This window comes from Pseudomonas sp. 30_B, from assembly GCF_017491605.1.
Taxonomy (GTDB): Bacteria; Pseudomonadota; Gammaproteobacteria; order Pseudomonadales; family Pseudomonadaceae; genus Pseudomonas.
In genome coordinates this window covers 22,155-39,267 of sequence record NZ_JAFGYY010000019.1, presented here as the reverse complement: position 1 = coordinate 39,267, position 17,113 = coordinate 22,155, and the positions used below count along the sequence as shown (strand labels likewise).

At 66.2% G+C, this 17,113-nt stretch carries 17 protein-coding genes; 3 read left to right on the top strand and 14 right to left on the bottom strand.

All coding sequences use genetic code 11. From position 1 onward, the window contains the following. Nucleotides 1-8: 8 nt before the first annotated feature. The 5 genes from J5M67_RS19885 to ubiE form a co-directional block, all read right to left on the bottom strand. Nucleotides 9-347 carry a phosphoribosyl-ATP diphosphatase gene (locus J5M67_RS19885; RefSeq protein WP_065086256.1) on the bottom strand — a complete coding sequence of 113 codons (339 nt, stop codon included), beginning with the start codon at nt 345-347 and terminating at the stop codon, nt 9-11. Continuing rightward, on the bottom strand, nt 337-750 hold the full coding sequence (gene hisI / locus J5M67_RS19880) for a phosphoribosyl-AMP cyclohydrolase (RefSeq protein WP_207887038.1): 414 nt from the start codon (nt 748-750) through the stop codon (nt 337-339). The genes J5M67_RS19885 and hisI overlap by 11 nt, the downstream gene beginning before the upstream one ends. A gap of 83 nt (nt 751-833) precedes the next feature. Continuing rightward, complete coding sequence (gene ubiB, locus J5M67_RS19875) at nt 834-2,441, bottom strand: ubiquinone biosynthesis regulatory protein kinase UbiB (RefSeq protein ID WP_207887037.1); 1,608 nt, start codon at nt 2,439-2,441, stop codon at nt 834-836. Continuing rightward, nucleotides 2,438-3,064 carry an SCP2 domain-containing protein gene (locus tag J5M67_RS19870; protein ID WP_207887100.1) on the bottom strand — a complete coding sequence of 209 codons (627 nt, stop codon included), beginning with the start codon at nt 3,062-3,064 and terminating at the stop codon, nt 2,438-2,440. Before J5M67_RS19870 ends, ubiB begins: the two co-directional genes overlap by 4 nt. After that, the gene (gene ubiE, locus J5M67_RS19865) at nt 3,061-3,843 is read right to left on the bottom strand and encodes a bifunctional demethylmenaquinone methyltransferase/2-methoxy-6-polyprenyl-1,4-benzoquinol methylase UbiE (RefSeq protein WP_207887036.1); all 783 of its coding nucleotides are present in this window, start codon (nt 3,841-3,843) and stop codon (nt 3,061-3,063) included. Before ubiE ends, J5M67_RS19870 begins: the two co-directional genes overlap by 4 nt. Before the next feature lie 140 nt (nt 3,844-3,983). Here ubiE and J5M67_RS19860 point away from each other — a divergent pair, with 140 nt between their 5' ends. From J5M67_RS19860 to J5M67_RS19850, 3 genes are all read left to right on the top strand, one after another. Next, nucleotides 3,984-4,259: a polyhydroxyalkanoic acid system family protein gene (locus tag J5M67_RS19860; RefSeq protein ID WP_152219573.1), complete on the top strand. Its 276-nt coding sequence runs from the start codon at nt 3,984-3,986 to the stop codon at nt 4,257-4,259. 170 nt (nt 4,260-4,429) lie between these two features. Beyond that, a complete protein-coding gene (locus J5M67_RS19855) occupies nt 4,430-4,840 on the top strand; it encodes a phasin family protein (RefSeq protein ID WP_207887035.1) in 411 nt (136 codons plus the stop codon). Between the two features lie 10 nt (nt 4,841-4,850). Next, nucleotides 4,851-5,747: a phasin family protein gene (locus J5M67_RS19850; protein ID WP_207887034.1), complete on the top strand. Its 897-nt coding sequence runs from the start codon at nt 4,851-4,853 to the stop codon at nt 5,745-5,747. Nucleotides 5,748-5,796: 49 nt separating this feature from the next. On the opposite strand, the gene J5M67_RS19845 is transcribed toward J5M67_RS19850, so the two are convergent. The 9 genes from J5M67_RS19845 to argS all read right to left on the bottom strand — a co-directional run bounded on the left by J5M67_RS19845 (nt 5,797) and on the right by argS (nt 16,953). Continuing rightward, nucleotides 5,797-6,411, bottom strand: coding sequence for a TetR/AcrR family transcriptional regulator (locus tag J5M67_RS19845; protein ID WP_207887033.1), 615 nt, complete (start codon nt 6,409-6,411; stop codon nt 5,797-5,799). Between the two features lie 182 nt (nt 6,412-6,593). Further along, nucleotides 6,594-8,276, bottom strand: a complete 1,683-nt coding sequence (phaC, locus tag J5M67_RS19840; protein WP_207887032.1) for a class II poly(R)-hydroxyalkanoic acid synthase — start codon at nt 8,274-8,276, stop codon at nt 6,594-6,596. Between the two features lie 316 nt (nt 8,277-8,592). Beyond that, the gene (gene phaZ, locus J5M67_RS19835; protein ID WP_243434766.1) at nt 8,593-9,594 is read right to left on the bottom strand and encodes a poly(3-hydroxyalkanoate) depolymerase; all 1,002 of its coding nucleotides are present in this window, start codon (nt 9,592-9,594) and stop codon (nt 8,593-8,595) included. Beyond that, nucleotides 9,591-11,270: a class II poly(R)-hydroxyalkanoic acid synthase gene (gene phaC / locus J5M67_RS19830; protein WP_207887031.1), complete on the bottom strand. Its 1,680-nt coding sequence runs from the start codon at nt 11,268-11,270 to the stop codon at nt 9,591-9,593. Before phaC (J5M67_RS19830) ends, phaZ begins: the two co-directional genes overlap by 4 nt. A gap of 577 nt (nt 11,271-11,847) precedes the next feature. Continuing rightward, nucleotides 11,848-12,219 carry a gamma-butyrobetaine hydroxylase-like domain-containing protein gene (locus J5M67_RS19825; protein ID WP_207887030.1) on the bottom strand — a complete coding sequence of 124 codons (372 nt, stop codon included), beginning with the start codon at nt 12,217-12,219 and terminating at the stop codon, nt 11,848-11,850. A gap of 92 nt (nt 12,220-12,311) precedes the next feature. Continuing rightward, complete coding sequence (gene hslU, locus J5M67_RS19820) at nt 12,312-13,652, bottom strand: ATP-dependent protease ATPase subunit HslU (protein WP_207887029.1); 1,341 nt, start codon at nt 13,650-13,652, stop codon at nt 12,312-12,314. Between the two features lie 29 nt (nt 13,653-13,681). Beyond that, nucleotides 13,682-14,218 (bottom strand): ATP-dependent protease subunit HslV, encoded by a 537-nt coding sequence (gene hslV, locus J5M67_RS19815; RefSeq protein WP_207887028.1) that lies wholly within the window; start codon nt 14,216-14,218, stop codon nt 13,682-13,684. 143 nt (nt 14,219-14,361) lie between these two features. After that, complete coding sequence (locus tag J5M67_RS19810) at nt 14,362-15,207, bottom strand: SPOR domain-containing protein (RefSeq protein WP_207887027.1); 846 nt, start codon at nt 15,205-15,207, stop codon at nt 14,362-14,364. A gap of 6 nt (nt 15,208-15,213) precedes the next feature. Further along, nucleotides 15,214-16,953 carry an arginine--tRNA ligase gene (gene argS / locus J5M67_RS19805; RefSeq protein ID WP_207887026.1) on the bottom strand — a complete coding sequence of 580 codons (1,740 nt, stop codon included), beginning with the start codon at nt 16,951-16,953 and terminating at the stop codon, nt 15,214-15,216. Nucleotides 16,954-17,113 lie beyond the last annotated feature (160 nt).

Sequence of the window (17,113 nt, the reverse complement as noted above, 5' to 3'; positions counted from 1 at the left end):
TGTTCGTATCAGGCCGACGGCTGGCGTGCCGCTTTCTCGTCGTGCCCGGAAAGGCCGAAGCGGCGGTCCAGCTCGTCCAGTACCGCCTGCGGGTGCTGGCCGAGCGCGGCGAGCATCACCAGGGAGTGGAACCAGAGGTCGGCCGTTTCGTAGATCAGGTCCGTGCAGTCGCCGCTGGTGGCGGCGTCCTTGGCGGCCAGGATGGTTTCCACCGATTCCTCGCCGACTTTCTCCAGAATCTTGTTCAGGCCCTTGTGGTACAGGCTGGCCACGTAGGAGCTGTCCGGTGCGGCATTCTTGCGCGCTTCGAGGACTTCCGCCAGACGGGCGAGGGTATCAGTGCTCATGGGGTTTTCCTGTACCTGCGTGGGAGTAGATGGCGTCCGGGTCCTTCAGCACCGGGTCGACGGTCTGCCAGGCGCCGTTCTCGAACACCCGGTAGAAGCAACTCTCGCGGCCGGTGTGGCAGGCGATGCCGCCCAGTTGTTCGACCATCAGGATCACCACGTCGGCGTCGCAGTCCAGGCGCAGTTCGTGCAGCTTCTGCACGTGCCCGGACTCCTCGCCCTTGCGCCAGAGCTTGCCGCGCGAGCGCGACCAGTAGATGGCGCGGTTTTCGGCGGCGGTGAGGGCCAGGGCCTCGCGGTTCATCCAGGCCATCATCAGCACACGGCCGGTGCGATGGTCCTGGGCGATCGCCGGCACCAGTCCATCGGCATTCCAGTTGATTTCGTCCAGCCAGTCTTTCATCTCGGGTTCCGTACGGCGGGCACGCGCGGTGCCCGGAGCCACTGTCTACAACGTTCAAGTGTGCCAGTCGGGGCGGCGACTGGCTATCGGCGCAGGATCAGATACAGACCACCGGCCAGCATCGCCCATGCCGGCCAGGCCGCGAGGCTGTGGGTAGCGAGGCCCGTTTCGGCGGCCCCGGCGACCAGCACCGCGCCGATCAGTCGCGCCGGCCAGGCGCTGGCCATGCCGGCTTGGCCATTGCCCTCGCGGGCTTCGTTCTGCGGCTCGCGGGACAGCCGTTCCAGGGTATCGCGGGTCATCTGCGCCAGGTGCGGCAGCTGCTCGATGTGCTGCTGGGCGTTGCGCAGCAGGGTGCCGGGGCTGACGCGCTCGCGCATCCAGCGTTCCAGGAAGGGCTGCGCAGTGGTCCACAGGTCCAGTTCCGGGTAGAGCTGGCGGCCGAGGCCTTCGATGTTCAGCAGGGTCTTCTGCAGCAGCACCAGTTGCGGCTGCACTTCCATGTTGAAGCGCCGCGCGGTCTGGAACAGGCGCAGCAGCACCTGGCCGAAGGAAATGTCCTTCAGCGGCTTCTCGAAGATCGGCTCGCACACGGTGCGGATCGCCGCTTCGAAATCGTTGACCCTGGTTTCCGCCGGCACCCAGCCCGAGTCGATGTGCAACTGGGCGACCTTGCGGTAGTCGCGCTTGAAGAAGGCGATCAGGTTGCGCGCCAGGTAGTCCTGGTCCTCGTCGGTGAGGCTGCCGACGATGCCGCAGTCCACCGCGATGTACTGCGGGCTCCATGGCGTGCGGGTGCTGACGAAGATGTTGCCGGGGTGCATGTCGGCGTGGAAGAAGCTGTCGCGGAACACCTGGGTGAAGAATATCTCCACGCCGCGCTCGGCCAGCGCCTTGAAGTCGGTGCGCTGGTCGCGCAGGGTCTCCAGGTCGGTGACCGGGATGCCGTAGATGCGCTCCATCACCAGCACCTTGGGGCGGCACCAGTCCCAGTAGACCTGGGGTACGTAGAGCAGCGGCGAGCCGTCGAAGTTGCGCCGCAGCTGCGAGGAGTTAGCCGCTTCGCGCAGCAGGTCGAGCTCGTCGTAGATGGTCTTCTCGTAGTCGCTGACCACTTCGGCCGGGTGCAGGCGGCGGGCGTCGGCGGAGATGCGCTCGGCGGTGCGGGCGAGGATGTGCAGCCAGGCGATGTCGGAACGGATCACCGGTTCCAGGTTCGGGCGGATGACCTTCACCACCACTTCTTCGCCGGTCTTGAGCTGGGCGGTGTGCACCTGCGCCACCGAGGCGGAGGCCAGCGGCTCGCGCTCGAAGCGCGAGAACACCTGCTCGATCTTCGCGCCGAGCTGCTGTTCGATGAGCGCCACGGCCTGTTCCGGCGGGAAGGGCGGCACCTTGTCCTGCAGGAAGGCCAGCTCCAGGGCGATGTCGTCGGGGAGCAGGTCGCGGCGGGTCGAGAGGATCTGGCCGAACTTGATGAAGATCGGCCCGAGGTCCTCCAGCGCCAGCCGGATGCGCGCGCCCCGGCTGAGGTCCAGCGGCTTGCGCGGCAGCCAGCGCCAGGGCAGCAGCCCACCGACCAGACGCAGCCACCAGGGCAGGAAGGGCAGTTCGAGGACCATGTCGTCGAGTCGGTAGCGGATCGCTACGCGCTGGATGCGCAGCAGGCGGCGGAAGGCGAGCAGCTTCATGCGTCGGGCTTGGTCTTCTGGGTCAGGCGGGTGATCCGCGCGTCGAGGCGGTCGAGGGCGATCTTCAACTGGTCGAGCTCTTCGAAGCGGGCTTCGGCTTCATGCTGGCCGACCAGGGTACGGCTTTCCTCGGCCAGATAGTCCGCCAGGCTCAGGCGCAGGCTTTCCAGGCTGTCGCCGGCCCAGGCCATGCCGCCGCGCAGGCGCGCGCCGAGCAGGTGGGCGGGCACCGGACCGAGCCAGCGGGCGACTTCGTATTCCCAGTCCAGCTCCAGGCTCTGGAGGATGTCGGCCAGCTCCAGGAGCATGGCGCTGTCGCCGCCCATGGTCACTTCCGGGCTGTGCAGGACGCGGGTCTTGTCTCTGGCCAGGGCCAGTTGCAGCAGGCTGCCGGCCGGCGCGACGAGGGTGCAGTCGGCCTGCGCCTCGTGGTGCGCGGCCAGGTGCAGGCCGTCGGCGTCGGGCAGGATGAACAGCCGCAGCGCGGGCGCCTGGCAATCCACTTCCAGCACCTTGCCGGCGAGCCGGCCAAGACGCCGCAGGGCCACGCCGTCGAGCCGCAGCACGCGGTTGACGGTGGCCTCGGCGCTGGCCAGGGCGGCCTGCAGGAGCAGGGTCATCAGGGCTTGATGCCGCGGTGCAGGGCGACGATGCCGCCGGTCATGTTGTGGTAGGTGACGCGGTCGAAGCCGGCCTCCACCATCATCGACTTCAGGGTTTCCTGGTCCGGGTGCATGCGGATCGACTCGGCGAGATAGCGATAGCTTTCCGAGTCATTGGTGACCAGCTTGCCCATCAGCGGCAGGAGGGTGAAGGAGTAGGCGTCGTAGGCCTTGGACAGCAGGCTGCTGGTGGGCTTGGAGAACTCCAGCACCAGCAGGCGGCCGCCCGGCTTGAGCACCCGCAGCATGGAGCGGATGGCTTCGTCCTTGTGGGTGACGTTGCGCAGGCCGAAGGCGATGGTCACCGCGTCGAAGTAGTTGTCGGGGAACGGCAGCTTCTCGGCGTCGGCCTGGACGAAGCTGACGTTGCCGGCGACGCCGCTGTCGAGCAGCTTGTCGCGGCCGACCTTGAGCATCGAGGCGTTGATGTCGGCCAGCACCACTTCGCCGGTCGGGCCGACCAGGCGGGAGAACTGGCGGGTCAGGTCGCCGGTGCCGCCGGCGATGTCCAGCACCCGGTTGCCGGCGCGCACGCCGGACAGCTCGATGGTGAAGCGCTTCCACAGACGGTGGACGCCGCCGGACATCAGGTCGTTCATCAGGTCGTACTTGGCCGCCACCGAGTGGAACACCTCGGCGACCTTCTCGGCCTTCTCGCTCTCGCGCACGGTCTTGTAGCCGAAGTGCGTGGTGGGATCGGCGCTGTCCTGGCCGGCTTGGGGCTTGCGCGGTTCGCTCATGGCATTTCTACCCTGGAAGTCAGTGGCGGGCATTCTAACAGGAAGCAGAGAAAACGCCGCCCCGGTCAGGGCGCCGCCGGGGTGCGGCGATACGGCGCGGCGCGTATGATCGCAGGGTCAGTCAGTCCCGGAGCTCCAGCATGTCCCGTATCCACGTCGAACGTCCCCATTCCCTCGGCCGCGAGGCCGCCCGTGCCAAGGCGGAAAAGCTTGCCGACAAGCTCAACCGCGAGCACGGCGTGAGCAGCGAGTGGCAGGGCGACACCCTGGTGATCAAGCGCAGCGGCGTGGACGGGCGCATCGAGGTGGGCGAGGACCGGATCGCGGTGGACGTGAAGCTGGGCCTGATGCTCTCGGCCATGAGCGGCCTGCTCAAGGGCGAGATCGAGCGCGCGCTGGACAAGGCCCTGGCCTGATTCCCGCCGGCCCCGTTCCCCGCGGGGCCCTGGCCGTTTTTCGACGGCGCCGGCGGCATTGCGCACGCTGGTATGTGTTTTCTAATTTTCCCCGATACCTTGGCCCACAGTCCCGCCTTTCGCGGGCAGCTATTCGACATCATCGAATCCGAACCCTGTGAGGTGCCACCATGGCCAAGGCTGTCAGCAAGAAGAAAGTCGAAGAACTCGAATCCTCCCTCTACTCCGATGCCAAGCGCTACGCGCGGCAGATCTGGCTCGCGGGCCTGGGCACCTACGCCAAGGTCGGCCATGAAGGCAGCGAGTACTTCAAGGAGCTGGTCAAGTCCGGCGAGTCCGTGGAGAAGAAGGGCCGCGAGCTGGTCACCACCCAGATCGACGCCGCCAACGACAACGTCAAGGGCCGCCTGCACAGCGTGAAGGCCAAGTTCAACCTGGACAAGATCGAAGAGGCGTTCGACGCCCGTGTCGCCTCCGCTCTCAATCGTCTCGGAATTCCCTCCAGGCGCGATGTGGCGGCGCTCTCTGCTAAGCTGGATTCGCTGAGCGAAGTGCTCGAGCGTGTCGCGAGAACTCAATAAGGAGAGCAGGATGGCTGGCAAAAAAACTACCGATAAAGAGTCCAGTTGGATCGGCGAGATCGAGAAATACTCGCGGCAGATCTGGCTGGCCGGCTTGGGGGCCTACTCGAAGGTCAGCAAGGACGGCAGCAAGTTGTTCGAGACCCTGGTCAAGGACGGCGAGAAGGCTGAGAAGGAAGCCAAGACCGAAGTCGACAAGTCCGTTGGCGCAGTGAAGTCTTCGGCGCGCTCCGCCAAGTCCAAGGTGGAAGCGGTGAAGGGCAAGGCAATCGACAAGTGGGGCGAGCTGGAAGAGGCGTTCGACAAGCGCCTGAACAGTGCGATCTCCCGCCTGGGCGTGCCGAGCAGCCGTGAGGTGAAGGACCTGCACAGCAAGGTCGAGAGCCTGACCAAGCAGATCGAGAAGCTCACCGGCGTCAGCGTCAAGCCAGCCGCCAAACCGGCCGCGAAAGCTGCCGCCAAGCCGGCTGCCAAGGCCGCCGCCAAGCCCGCAGCGAAAGCCGCCGCCAAACCGGCTGCGAAACCCGCTGCGAAGACCGCGGCAGCCAAACCCGCTGCCAAGGCCGCGGCGAAACCGGCGGCCAAGCCGGCTGCGAAAGCTGCCGCGAAGCCTGCTGCCAAGGCTGCCGCCAAACCGGCTGCGAAGCCGGCGGCCAAGCCTGCTGCAAAACCGGCCGCCAAGGCTGCTGCCAAGCCCGCCGCGGCGAAACCTGCCGCAGCGAAACCGGCTGCTGCAAAACCGGCTGCTGCGAAGAAGCCGGCGGTGAAGAAAGCGGCTGCACCCAAGCCTGCCGCTGCCAAGCCGGCCGCTCCGGTCGCCACTCCGGCTCCGGCAGCTCCCGCCGCTGCCGCTGCACCGGCGGTGACGCCCGCTGCCGCTCCGGTGACGCCGCCGACCCAGGCCTGACCAGCCTGTCGCCGTACCCACGCCCGGCCTCGCGCCGGGCGTTTTCATTTCAGTGCCCGAGGTAGCGCTCGGCCAGGCGTTCGGCGATCTGCCGCGAGTCGTCGCGCAGGTGCGGCGCGACCAGCATCATCACCTGGTAGACCACATGGCGCACGTCGCCGGGGTGGCCGAGGATGCGCTGGTAGTCGAGGGAGAACAGCAGGGTCAGGGTGATCTGCTCGACCAGTTGGCCGAGGGACTCGGTATCGCTGTCCAGTTCGCCGCGGGCCTTGAGCTGGGCCAGCAGGGTCGCCAGGGTGCGCTTGAGTCCGTTGAGCCAGCTGCGCATGCCGCGCGCCAGCTTGGTCAGGCGTCCGGCGAGGTTGGAGAGGTCCTGGAACAGGAAGCGGTAGTGCGCCAGCCGCTCGACGATCAGGTGCAGGAACAGCCAGTAGTCCTCGGCGCCCAGGCGAACGTCTTCCGGCGGATCGAGCAGGGGCGCGAGCTCCTCCTGGAAGCGTTCGAACAGCGCCAGCACCAGCGGCTCCTTGCCGTGGAAGTGGTAGTAGAGGTTGCCGGGGCTGATGCCCAGCTCGGTGGCGATCTCCAGGGTGGAGACATTGGGTTCGCCCCGCTCGTTGAACAGCAGCAGAGCACACTCGAGGATTCGGTCGCGCGTTTTCATCCGTGTTCTGGTTCTGGCCGCAGTGGTGGCCGACGATAGCTTCAGGGGTGGGTGGCTGCCAATCGGACGGTTTCAAACTTCCGCATGGCCTCGGGCTTTTCGTAGGAGCGAGCTTGCTCGCGATGAGCCCCGCTGCGGGGCTGGTTCGCGAGCAAGCTCGCTCCTACCGGTGGGACGGGGCTTCAACGTACGTGCACATAGGTGCCCGGCGCGGCTTCCTTTGCCGGGTACTCGGCATTGCCCAGTTCGAAACTCACCGGACGGCGTTCGCCGGAGCGCTGCTGGATCCACTCCAGCCACAGCGGCCACCAGCTGCCTTCGTGGCGCTGGGTGTCGTAGTACCAGGCGCGCGGGTCGGAGCTGAGCTTGCCGTTGTCGAAGTAGCAGGCCTTGGGGTTGCCCGGCGGGTTGAGGATGCTCTGGATGTGCCCGCTGTTGGAGAGGATGAAGCGGCTCTCGCCGCCCAGCAGCAGGGCCGAGCGGTAGACCGCGTCCCAGGGCGTGATGTGGTCGGTGATGCCGGCCACGTGGAAGTTGTCCACCGCGACCTTCTTCAGGTCGATGGCGGTGCCGTTGACCTCCATCGCCCCGGGGCGGGCCAGCGGGTTGTGCTTGAAGAAGTCGAGGAAGTCGCCGTGCAGCGCGGCCGGCAGGCGGGTGTTGTCGTTGTTCCAGTAGAGGATGTCGAACGCCGGCGGTTCCTTGCCCAACAGGTAGTTGTTGACCCAGTAGTTCCAGATCAGGTCGTTGGGGCGCATCCAGGCGAAGACCTTGGCCATGTCGCGGCCGTCCAGCACGCCCTGCTGGTAGGAGCGGCGCTTGCTGCTTTCCAGGGTCTGCTCGTCGGCGAACAGCGCGGCGGGGGTTTCCACCTGGCTGTCGAGCAGGCTCACCAGGTAGGTGGCGCTGGCGACCTTGCGCAGTTGCCGGCGCGCCTGCAGGTGGCCCTGCAGCGCGGCGATGGTCAGGCCGCCGGAGCAGGCGCCCATCAGGTTGACGCTGCGGCTGCCGCTGATCGAGCGGCAGGCTTCGATGGCGGCGTCCAGCGCGTCGACGTAGGTCGACAGCCCCCATTCGCGATGGCGCGCATCGGGGTTGCGCCAGCTGACCATGAAGACCTGCAGATTGTTCTTCAGGGCGTACTGGACGAAGCTCTTCTCCACGCTCAGATCGAAGATGTAGAACTTGTTGATCTGCGGCGGCACGACCAGCAGCGGCTTGGCATGCAGGTGCTCGCCCATCGGCTTGTACTGGATCAGCTCCAGCACCTCGTTGCGGAACACCACCGCCCCCGCCGTGGTGGCGACGTTCTGGCCGATCTCGAAGGCATTGCGGTTGACCTGGCTGGGCATGCCGCCGTTGTGCATCAGGTCGTCGAGCAGGTGCTGCACGCCCTTGAGCAGGCTCTGGCCACCGGTGTTGAACAGCTCCTTTACCGCCAGCGGGTTGAGCAGGGTGTTCGACGGCGAGGCGGCGTCGGACAGGATCGACAGCAGGAAGCGTGCGCGGGCGCGGTCGTCGCTGTCCAGGTTGCTCTCGTCGACCCAGGCCAGCAGTTGCTTCTGCCAGGCCAGGTAGGCCTGCACGGTGCGGCGGTAGATCGGATTCAGGCGCCAGGACGGATCCTGGAAGCGCGCGTCCTGCGGATTGGGCTGCAATGGCGAGTCGCCGATCAGCACCCGGCCCATCTGCTTGCCGAATGCCGCCAGGTGCCGCGCCGAGTGTACTGGCTGGCGGATCCCCTGCGCGGCGAGCATGCGCAGGGTGGAGAGCAGGTCCCTGCCGCGCAGGCCGACGATGGCGCTCTGCGCATTCATGAACTCGGTGGGGACGGGCACGCTACCCGGCTCGGCTTTCTCTCGCATGAACAGCACTCCGTAAGGGGCCAACCTGACAATGGCGAAGCAAAGCCTGTACCGGAGCCGGGAAGACCCCATCGCAGGCGGCTGCCGCCGGTTCGAGGGATGCACGGGTATCGACGCGGGAGGAAAGACTGCCCGAAAACAGGGCAGTGGATCAGCAGTCGAGCAGCAGTCCGGCCCCCTTTTGGGGCGGTCGGCACCTGCTGTCCCGAATCAGGCGCTACGTGTCGATACCCGTGAACACGCCTGTTTGTTGTTAGTAACTGCGCAACGATTGGTCAAGGCAGGGTGCCCGCCGTTCATGACGAGTCCGTGACACCTAGCTGGCCTTGGGCGTGAACGGTCGCGGGTGGATGACCGCGCGCTGCCGCTCCTCCTGGAGGAACTTCATGATGATCGGCGCCACGGTTTCGGCGCGGGTCACCAGGAACAGGTGGCCGTCGTCGATCACGTGCAGCTCCGCGTTGGGGATGCGCCAGGCGAGCATGCGCATGTTGATCAGCGGGATGATCGGGTCGTCGTCGCCGGCCAGGATCAGCGTCGGCTGGCGGATCTTGTGCAGCCAGTGGATGCTGGTCCAGCCGAGACCGGCGAACAGTTGCCAGTAATAGCCCATCTTGCCCGACGAGCGCGCCTTGCTGGCGAAGGCCAGGGCCAGCTTGGGGTCGCGGCGGAAGGCGCCGCCATAGATGTCCGGGGCGATGTGTATGCCGTAGGACGGCTGGATGTAGCGCCGTGGACTGGCCATGCGCCAGAGCACCTTGGGCTTGCCCGGCACCATCACCGCGCCGGCGGCGGTGGCGGCGAGGATCAGTTTCTTGCAGCGCTCCGGATAGTCATGGGCGAACTGCTGCGCCAGCGCGCCACCCCAGGACACGCCGATGGCCGTCACCTGGCCGTAGTCCAGGTAGTCGAGCATCCGAGCGGCCAGCTTGGCCAGGCCCGGGAAGCGGTACGGCGTACTGGGGGTGGAGGAACCGCCGACGCCGGGGACGTCGAAGGCGATCACCTCCAGATCCGGGTCCAGCGCGGCGACGAAGGGGAACACCAGCTCAAGGTTGGCGCCGATGCCATTGAAGATCAGCAGCGGTGTCGTGTGTTCCTTGCCCGGCCGTACGGCGGTGCGGATGGTCTGCCCGTCGAGCTCGATGGTGCGGAACTCGAAGGGCTGGGCGGCCGGTGCCTTGTCCGGCAACACCTCCGGGCTGCTACGCCGGACCTTGGCGCGCCGGGGCGCGGCGACCACCTCGGTGGCCGCTACCGGTTGCAGGGAGGCGTCGTCCAGGGCGGCGCCGACGGGCGGGACAGGTTCTGTCTTCATCGTTCGTGTACGTAGGTTCCGGGAGCGGCTTCGCCGGCCGGGTGGGCCTTGCAGCCCAGCGTGGTGGGTGCCTTGCGGGTCTTGCCCGAACGCTCGGCCAGCCAGTTCTGCCAGTGCAGCCACCAGGAGTCGGCGTGCTTGCTGGCGTTTTCCTGCCAGGTCTTCGGATCGACGGAAAGCTCCGGTCCGGTCATGAAGCGTGCCTTGGGGTTGCCCGGCGGGTTGAGGATGCTCTGGATGTGCCCGCTGTTGGACAGGATGAATTCACACTTCCCGCCCAGCAGCCGCGCGGAGCGGTAGCAGGCTTCCCAGGGCGTGATGTGGTCGGACAGGCCGGCCACGCAATAGAAATCGCAGGTGACCTGCTTGAGGTCGATCGGCGTGCCGGCCACTTCCAGCGCGCCGGCGCGGGTCAGCGGGTTGGTCTTGAACATCTCCACCAGCTCGCCGTGCAGCGCGGCCGGCAGGCGCGTGGTGTCGTTGTTCCAGAACAGGATGTCGAACGCCGGAGGCTCGTTGCCCAGCAGGTAGTTGTTGACCCAGTAGTTCCAGATCAGGTCGTTGGGACGCATCCAGGCGAACACCTTGGCCATGTCCTTGCCTTCCAGAACGCCGGACTGGTACGAGCGGCGCTTGGCGGTCTCCAGGGTCTTCTCGTCGGCGAACAGGGCGATCTGGGTGTTCATCTCGAAGTCGAGCACGCTGACCATCTGGGTGAAGGCGTGCACCTTGTTCTCGCCCAGGGCGGCGTAGTGGCCCAGCAGCGTCACGGTGGTGATGCCGCCGGAGCAGGCGCCGAGCATGTTCAGGTCCTTGCTGCCGGTGATGGCCAGGACCACGTCGATGGCTTCCTTGAGCGCCTCGATGTAGGTGGTCAGGCCCCATTCGCGCTGCGCCTTGGTCGGGTTGCGCCAGCTGACGATGAAGGTCTGCACGCTGTTGCGCAGGGAGAAGCGCGCCAGGCTCTTCTCCGGGGACAGGTCGAAGACGTAGAACTTGTTGATCTGCGGCGGCACCACCAGCAGCGGGCGCTCGTGCACGCTCTCGGTGATCGGCTTGTACTGGATCAGCTCCAGCACGTCGTTGCGGAACACCACCGCGCCTTCGGTCAGGGCCAGGTTCTTGCCGACCTCGAAGGCTTCCATGTTCACCTGGCTGGGCATACCGCCGTTGTTCACCAGGTCCTTGGCCAGGTGGGTGAGGCCGTCGAGCAGGCTTTTGCCGCCGGTCTCGAAGAAACGCTTGACCGCCGCCGGGTTGGAAAGCGTGTTGGTCGGCGCCATGGCTTCGGTCATCAGGTTGATGACGAACTGGCCGCGGCTGATGTCCTGCGCCGACAGGTCGCTGTCGCCGATCCACGAATGCAGTTCCTTGCGCCAGGCCAGGTAGGTCTGCAGGTAGCGTCGGTAGAGCGGGTTCTGGCTCCAGGCCGGGTCGTTGAAGCGACGGTCGTCGTCGGCGGGCTTGAGTTCGGATTTGCCCAGCAGCACGTTCTTCAGCTCGAGGCCGAAATGGGTCACGTGCTTGGCACTGTGGAAGGGCTGCTTGATCGCTTGCAGCAGCACCATGCGGGCAGAGGTAAGCAGGTCCTTGCCACGAATGCCGATCACCGGATTGAGGTTGAGCGTATTCTCCGCGGCTTGCTGAGGCAGATCGTTGTTTTTCTTCTGGGTCATCGGCGACGCTCCATTGTCCTGAGACGAATACTGGCGAGGCTCATCTGGAGTGACGCGGCCAAGTACTGCTCGGGTTGGCGGAACGTGGAGAACACTCCACGCGGTTCATCACTTGGCGGCGTCACTGGAAGTCAGGAACCTCAAGTGCGGTGCATTGCACTGTCTTGGTTACCCGAGTTTCCTTCACCGCGCAAGCTGGTGCAGCGTGGGCCTTCTCCGAGGAGTATGTCGGGAAAAGTTAGAAAACGCGCTCTAGAGAGGGGGGATCTTCCGAACTCGTCCACAGTTACCACGCAAGAACCAGTCTGCACGGCGAATGTTGCAAATGGCGTGCCCCAAGGCGATTGCCCGACGAAGGTTTGTGCGGAGGGGCGTAGTGGAAGTGAGTTTCGAATTAGTTCTAGAGGGTTGGGCGGGGCCGTAGGATGGCGTGGAGCGAAGCGATGCGCGTCACGGTGACGAAGAGCAAGAGCATCGCGGACGGAGTCCGCTCCTACGGGAGTCGCGCGGGAGCCGATCTGTAGGAGCGGACTTTGTCCGCGATTGCGCCCGAGGGGCGCTTCCACAGGGATAGTTGTCAGAGCATCAGCTTGACCACGGACTCCGACGGATCCCGCGACTTGCCGGCCTTCTCCAGTTGCGCCAGGTAATCCGCCCACATTTCGTCCTGGCGGATGCACAGCTCGTACAGGTAGTCCCAGGTGAACAGCCCGCTGTCGTGGCCGTCGTCGAAGGTCAGTTTCAGTGCGTACTGTCCGGCCGGTTCCAGCCCGGACAGGCCGACATTCAGCTTGCCGTATTGCAGCACCGGATTGCCGTGGCCCTGCACTTCCGCCGAAGGGGAATGCACACGCAGGAACTCGGCGGAGAGGTCGTAGGACTGCTCCCCGTAGGTCAGCGAAAGTTTCTTCGAGGCCTTGTGCAGCTTGATGGCGGAAGGGATGCGCATGGGCGGCTCCTGAACGGGGATTCCGGCATTGTAGCGCCGGCGGAAAAAGAGCGGGGCGCCCTGAGGCGCCCCGTCGCAGCGATAGGGATCGCTTACAGGATGTAGCGGGACAGGTCTTCGTCCTGGGCCAGTTCGCCCAGGTGGCCGTTGACGTAGGCCGCGTCGATCACGATCGGCTTGTCGCTGTGCTCGCTGGCCAGGTCGGCGGCGTCGAAGGACACTTCTTCCAGCAGGCGTTCGAGCAGGGTGTGCAGGCGACGGGCACCGATGTTCTCGGTCTTCTCGTTGACCTGGTAGGCGATCTCCGCCAGGCGCTTGATGCCATCGGCGGCGAACTCGATGCCCAGGCCCTCGGTGTTGAGCAGCGCGGTGTACTGCTCGGTCAGCGAGGCGTGCGGCTCCTGGAGGATGCGCTCGAAGTCGCTCGGGGTCAGGGCCTTCAGCTCGACGCGGATCGGCAGGCGGCCCTGCAGTTCCGGCACCAGGTCGCTCGGCTTGGACAGGTGGAACGCGCCCGAGGCGATGAACAGGATGTGGTCGGTCTTCACCATGCCCAGCTTGGTGTTCACCGTGCAGCCCTCGATCAGCGGCAGCAGGTCGCGCTGCACGCCCTCGCGGGAGACGTCGGCGCCGCCCACGTTGCCGCGCTTGGCGATCTTGTCGATCTCGTCGATGAAGACGATGCCGTTCTGCTCCACTGCTTCCAGGGCGCGGGCCTTGAGGTCTTCTTCGTTGACCAGGCGCTGCGCTTCCTCGTCGCGGATCAGCTTCATGGCCTCGGCGACCTTCAGCTTGCGGGTCTTGCGCTTGCCCTTGCCCATGTTGGAGAACAGGTTCTGCAGCTGGTTGGTCATCTCTTCCATGCCGGGCGGGGCCATGATTTCCACGCCCGCCGGGATGTCGGCGACCTCGATGTCGATTTCCTTGTCGTCCAGCTGGCCTTCACGCAGGCGCTTGCGGAACAGCTGGCGGGTGTTGGAGTCCTCGCGCGGCGGCTCGTCGCCGAACCCGCCGGTGCGTGCCGGCGGCAGCAGGGCGTCGAGGATGCGCTCTTCGGCGGCATCTTCGGCGCGGTACTTCACCTTCTGCACTTCCTGCTCGCGGAGCATCTTGATGGCGGCGTCAGCGAGGTCGCGGATGATCGACTCGACGTCACGGCCGACGTAGCCGACTTCGGTGAACTTGGTCGCTTCCACCTTGAGGAAGGGCGCATTGGCCAGCTTGGCCAGGCGGCGGGCGATCTCGGTCTTGCCGACGCCGGTCGGACCGATCATCAGGATGTTCTTCGGCGTCACCTCGGCGCGCAGCTCGGCCGGCAGCTGCATGCGCCGCCAGCGGTTGCGCAGGGCGATGGCCACGGCGCGCTTGGCGTCTTCCTGGCCGATGATGTGACGGTTGAGCTCGTGGACGATCTCGCGGGGAGTCATGGACATTTGATGCGTTACTCCGGAACGACAACGCCTCAGATGGCGCTGTCGAGCTCCTCGATGGTCAGGTTCTGGTTGGTGAACACGCAGATGGAGCCGGCGATATTCAGTGCGGTCTCGGCGATCTCGCGGGCGCTCATGTCATCGGTGCCTTTCTGCAGCAGGGCCAGGGCCGCCGCCTGGGCGAAGCCGCCGCCCGAACCCATGGCGATCAGGCCATGCTCGGGTTCGACCACGTCGCCGTTGCCGGTGATGATCAGGGAGGCGTCCTTGTTGGCCACGGCGAGCATGGCTTCCAGGCGGCTCAGGGAACGGTCGGTGCGCCAGTCCTTGGCCAGTTCGACGGCGGCGCGCACCAGGTGGCCCTGGTGTTTTTCCAGCTGCTGCTCGAAGCGTTCGAAGAGGGTGAAGGCATCGGCGGTGGCGCCGGCGAAGCCGGCCAGCACTTCACCGTGGTACAGGCGACGGACTTTCTTCGCGTTGCCTTTCATCACGGTGTTGCCCAGGGAAACCTGGCCGTCGCCGCCCATGACGACTTTGCCGTTACGGCGGACAGATACGATGGTGGTCAAGGGTCTTACTCCACACTGCGGGGCGATGTGCCCGAATGCAGAGTCAGATGGGGACTACGAAGGCGGGGTTCAAGTCCTGCGCCGGACGGTGTACGTGCTTTTCGTACACCGCCTGTCGGCGCAGGGCCCGAATGACGAGGCTATCAGCGGGTCTGGCGTTGCTGTAACAGCAGATTGCTGAAGCCGTTGCCGGCCAGCTGTTTCTGCGCGGCCGAGGCCTTGGTGCGGTCGCCGTAGGGGCCGACCATTACCCGGTACCAGGTTTCGTCGCGCACGGTGCCCGATTCCACGCGGGCGTTCTGGCCCATCATGATGATCTGCGCGCGCAGATGGTCGGCGTCGGACTGCTTACGGAACGAGCCGGCCTGCAGGTAGTACTGGGTGGCGGCCACGGCCGGCGGCGGCGTGGGCTTGGCCGGTGCGGTGGCGGTTGCCGGGGTCGACGGGGTTTGCGGCAGCGCCTGCTTCTGCGCCGTTGCCACCTGGTTGGCGGCGGCAGCGGTCGTCGGAGTGGCCGGAGCGGTAACCGGCTTGACCACCGCGGGCGGCGGCGGGTTCTGCCCGCTCAGGGCGGTCAGCGCGCGCTGGGTGTCGATCTTCGCGGCTTCTTCCTTGGTCGCGACCACGGTCGGCGGCTGCTGCGGTTGCGCAGGCTTGGCCGGCGGCGGCACGGCTTCCGGCGGCACGGCGACTTCGGAACCCGGCAGCAGGGTGTAGAAGTCGTACTTGGGCTTCACCCCGGTCGGGGCGTTGGCCTGTTGCGACTGCACGGTGCCGGAGGGCTTGTTGGAGCCGACCACGGCCTTGGGCGTCTCCGGCTTCTCGCGTTTGACGTCGTTGCGACCCGGCTCCAGCTTCATCAGGAACATGATGAAGCCGCCGATGGCCAGGCCGGCGACCAGCCAGACCCAGCCGGGGACCGAACTCTTCTTGGCCGGGGCCTGGTAGCGGCTGGCGCCGCGCTTGGGAGCGGGTTTCTTCTTCGCCATGGGTACTTACATGCGCTCCAGGGTTTCCAGGCCCAGCAGCTCCAGGCCCTGCTTGAGGGTGCGGCCGGTCAGCGCGGCGAGGCGCAGGCGGCTTTCCTGTTGCGCCGGGTCTTCGGCTGCGAGGATCGGGCAGTGTTCGTAGAAGCTGGAGAACAGGCCCGCCAGTTCGTACAGGTAGGCGCAGAGGATGTGCGGGACACCCTTCACGGCGACGTTGTTGAGCAGGTCGGCGAACTGCGCCAGCTGTGCGGCCAGGGCGATTTCCTGGGGCTGCTCAAGGACGATCTTGCCGCCCACTTCGTCATAGCCCTTGCCCAGCTTGCGGAAGATGCTCGCCACGCGGGTGTACGCATACAGTAGGTACGGCGCGGTGTTGCCCTCGAAGCTCAGCATCAGGTCGAAGTTGAAGCTGTAGTCGCTGGTGCGGTGCTTGGACAGATCGGCGTACTTCACCGCGCCGATGCCGACGGCGTGGGCGATCTGGCGCAGGTCCTGCTCGCTGAAGTCGGGGTTCTTGCCCTTCACCAGGGTGTAGGCGCGCTCCTCGGCCTCGATCAGCAGGTCGATCAGCTTCACGGTGCCGCCGTCGCGGGTCTTGAACGGCTTGCCGTCGGCGCCGTTCATGGTGCCGAAGCCCATGTGCTCCAGCTCCATGCTGGCCGGGACGAAACCGGCGCGGCGGGCTACTTCGAAGACCTGCTGGAAGTGCAGGGCCTGGCGCTGGTCGACGAAGTACAGCACGCGGTCGGCGTGCAGCACCTTGTGCCGGTAGCGCATGGCAGCAAGGTCGGTGGTGGCGTAGAGGTAGCCGCCGCCGGCCTTCTGCACGATCACCGGCAGCGGCTCGCCTTCGGCGTTCTTGAATTCGTCGAGGAACACGCACAGGGCGCCGTCGCTCTCGACCAGCAGGCCCTTGGCGGTGAGGTCGGCCACCACCTGGGCGAGGTCGTCGTTGTAGGCGCTTTCGCCCTTCACGTCGGCCATGGTCAGTTTCACGCCCAGCAGGTCATAGACCTTCTGGCAGTGCGACAGGGAGATGTCGTTGAAGCGGGTCCACAGGGCCAGGCACTTGGGATCGCCGGCCTGCAGCTTCACCACCAGCTCACGGGCGCGGTCGGCGAACTCGGGGGACTCGTCGAAGCGCTTCTTGGCGGCGCGGTAGAAGACTTCCAGGTCGTGCAGTTCGGCCTGGGCATCCACCGGTTGTTCTTCCAGGTAGGCCAGCAGCATGCCGAACTGGGTGCCCCAGTCGCCCACGTGGTTCTGGCGGATCACGGTGTCGCCGAGGAATTCCAGCACGCGGCTGACGGCGTCGCCGATGATGGTCGAGCGCAGGTGGCCGACGTGCATCTCCTTCGCCAGGTTCGGCGAGGACAGGTCCACCACCACGCGCTGCGCGGCACCGGCCTTGCGCACGCCGATGTGGCCGTCGGCCAGGGCCTTGTCGAGGCTGGCGGCAAGCCAGGCCTGGTCCTGGAAGAAGTTCAGGAAGCCGGGGCCGGCGATCTCGACCTTGGCCACTTCCGGGCTCTGCGGCAGCGCTGCGACCAGCTGGGTGGCGAGGTCGCGCGGCTTCATGCCGGCGGGCTTGGCCAGCATCATGGCGATGTTGCTGGCGAAGTCCCCGTGGGTTCGGTCCTTGGTGTTCTCCACCTGGATGTCGGGCGTCAGGCCGGCCGGCAGGGTGCCGTCTTCGGTGAGGCTGACAAGGGCTTGCTGGATCAGGTGGCGAATCGTGTCTTTCATGGTTTTCTCCGTGCTCGCGTGCATCCGGCGCGCGCGACCGGTTATCGGGCTCAGAACCGCGCATTATCCGTGGCCGGGCATGGCTTGCCAACCGCGGAGCGCTCCTTGTTCAGTCTCGCCGCTGTGCCATCCGTCGCGGCTGATGGAAGTCAATGTAGGA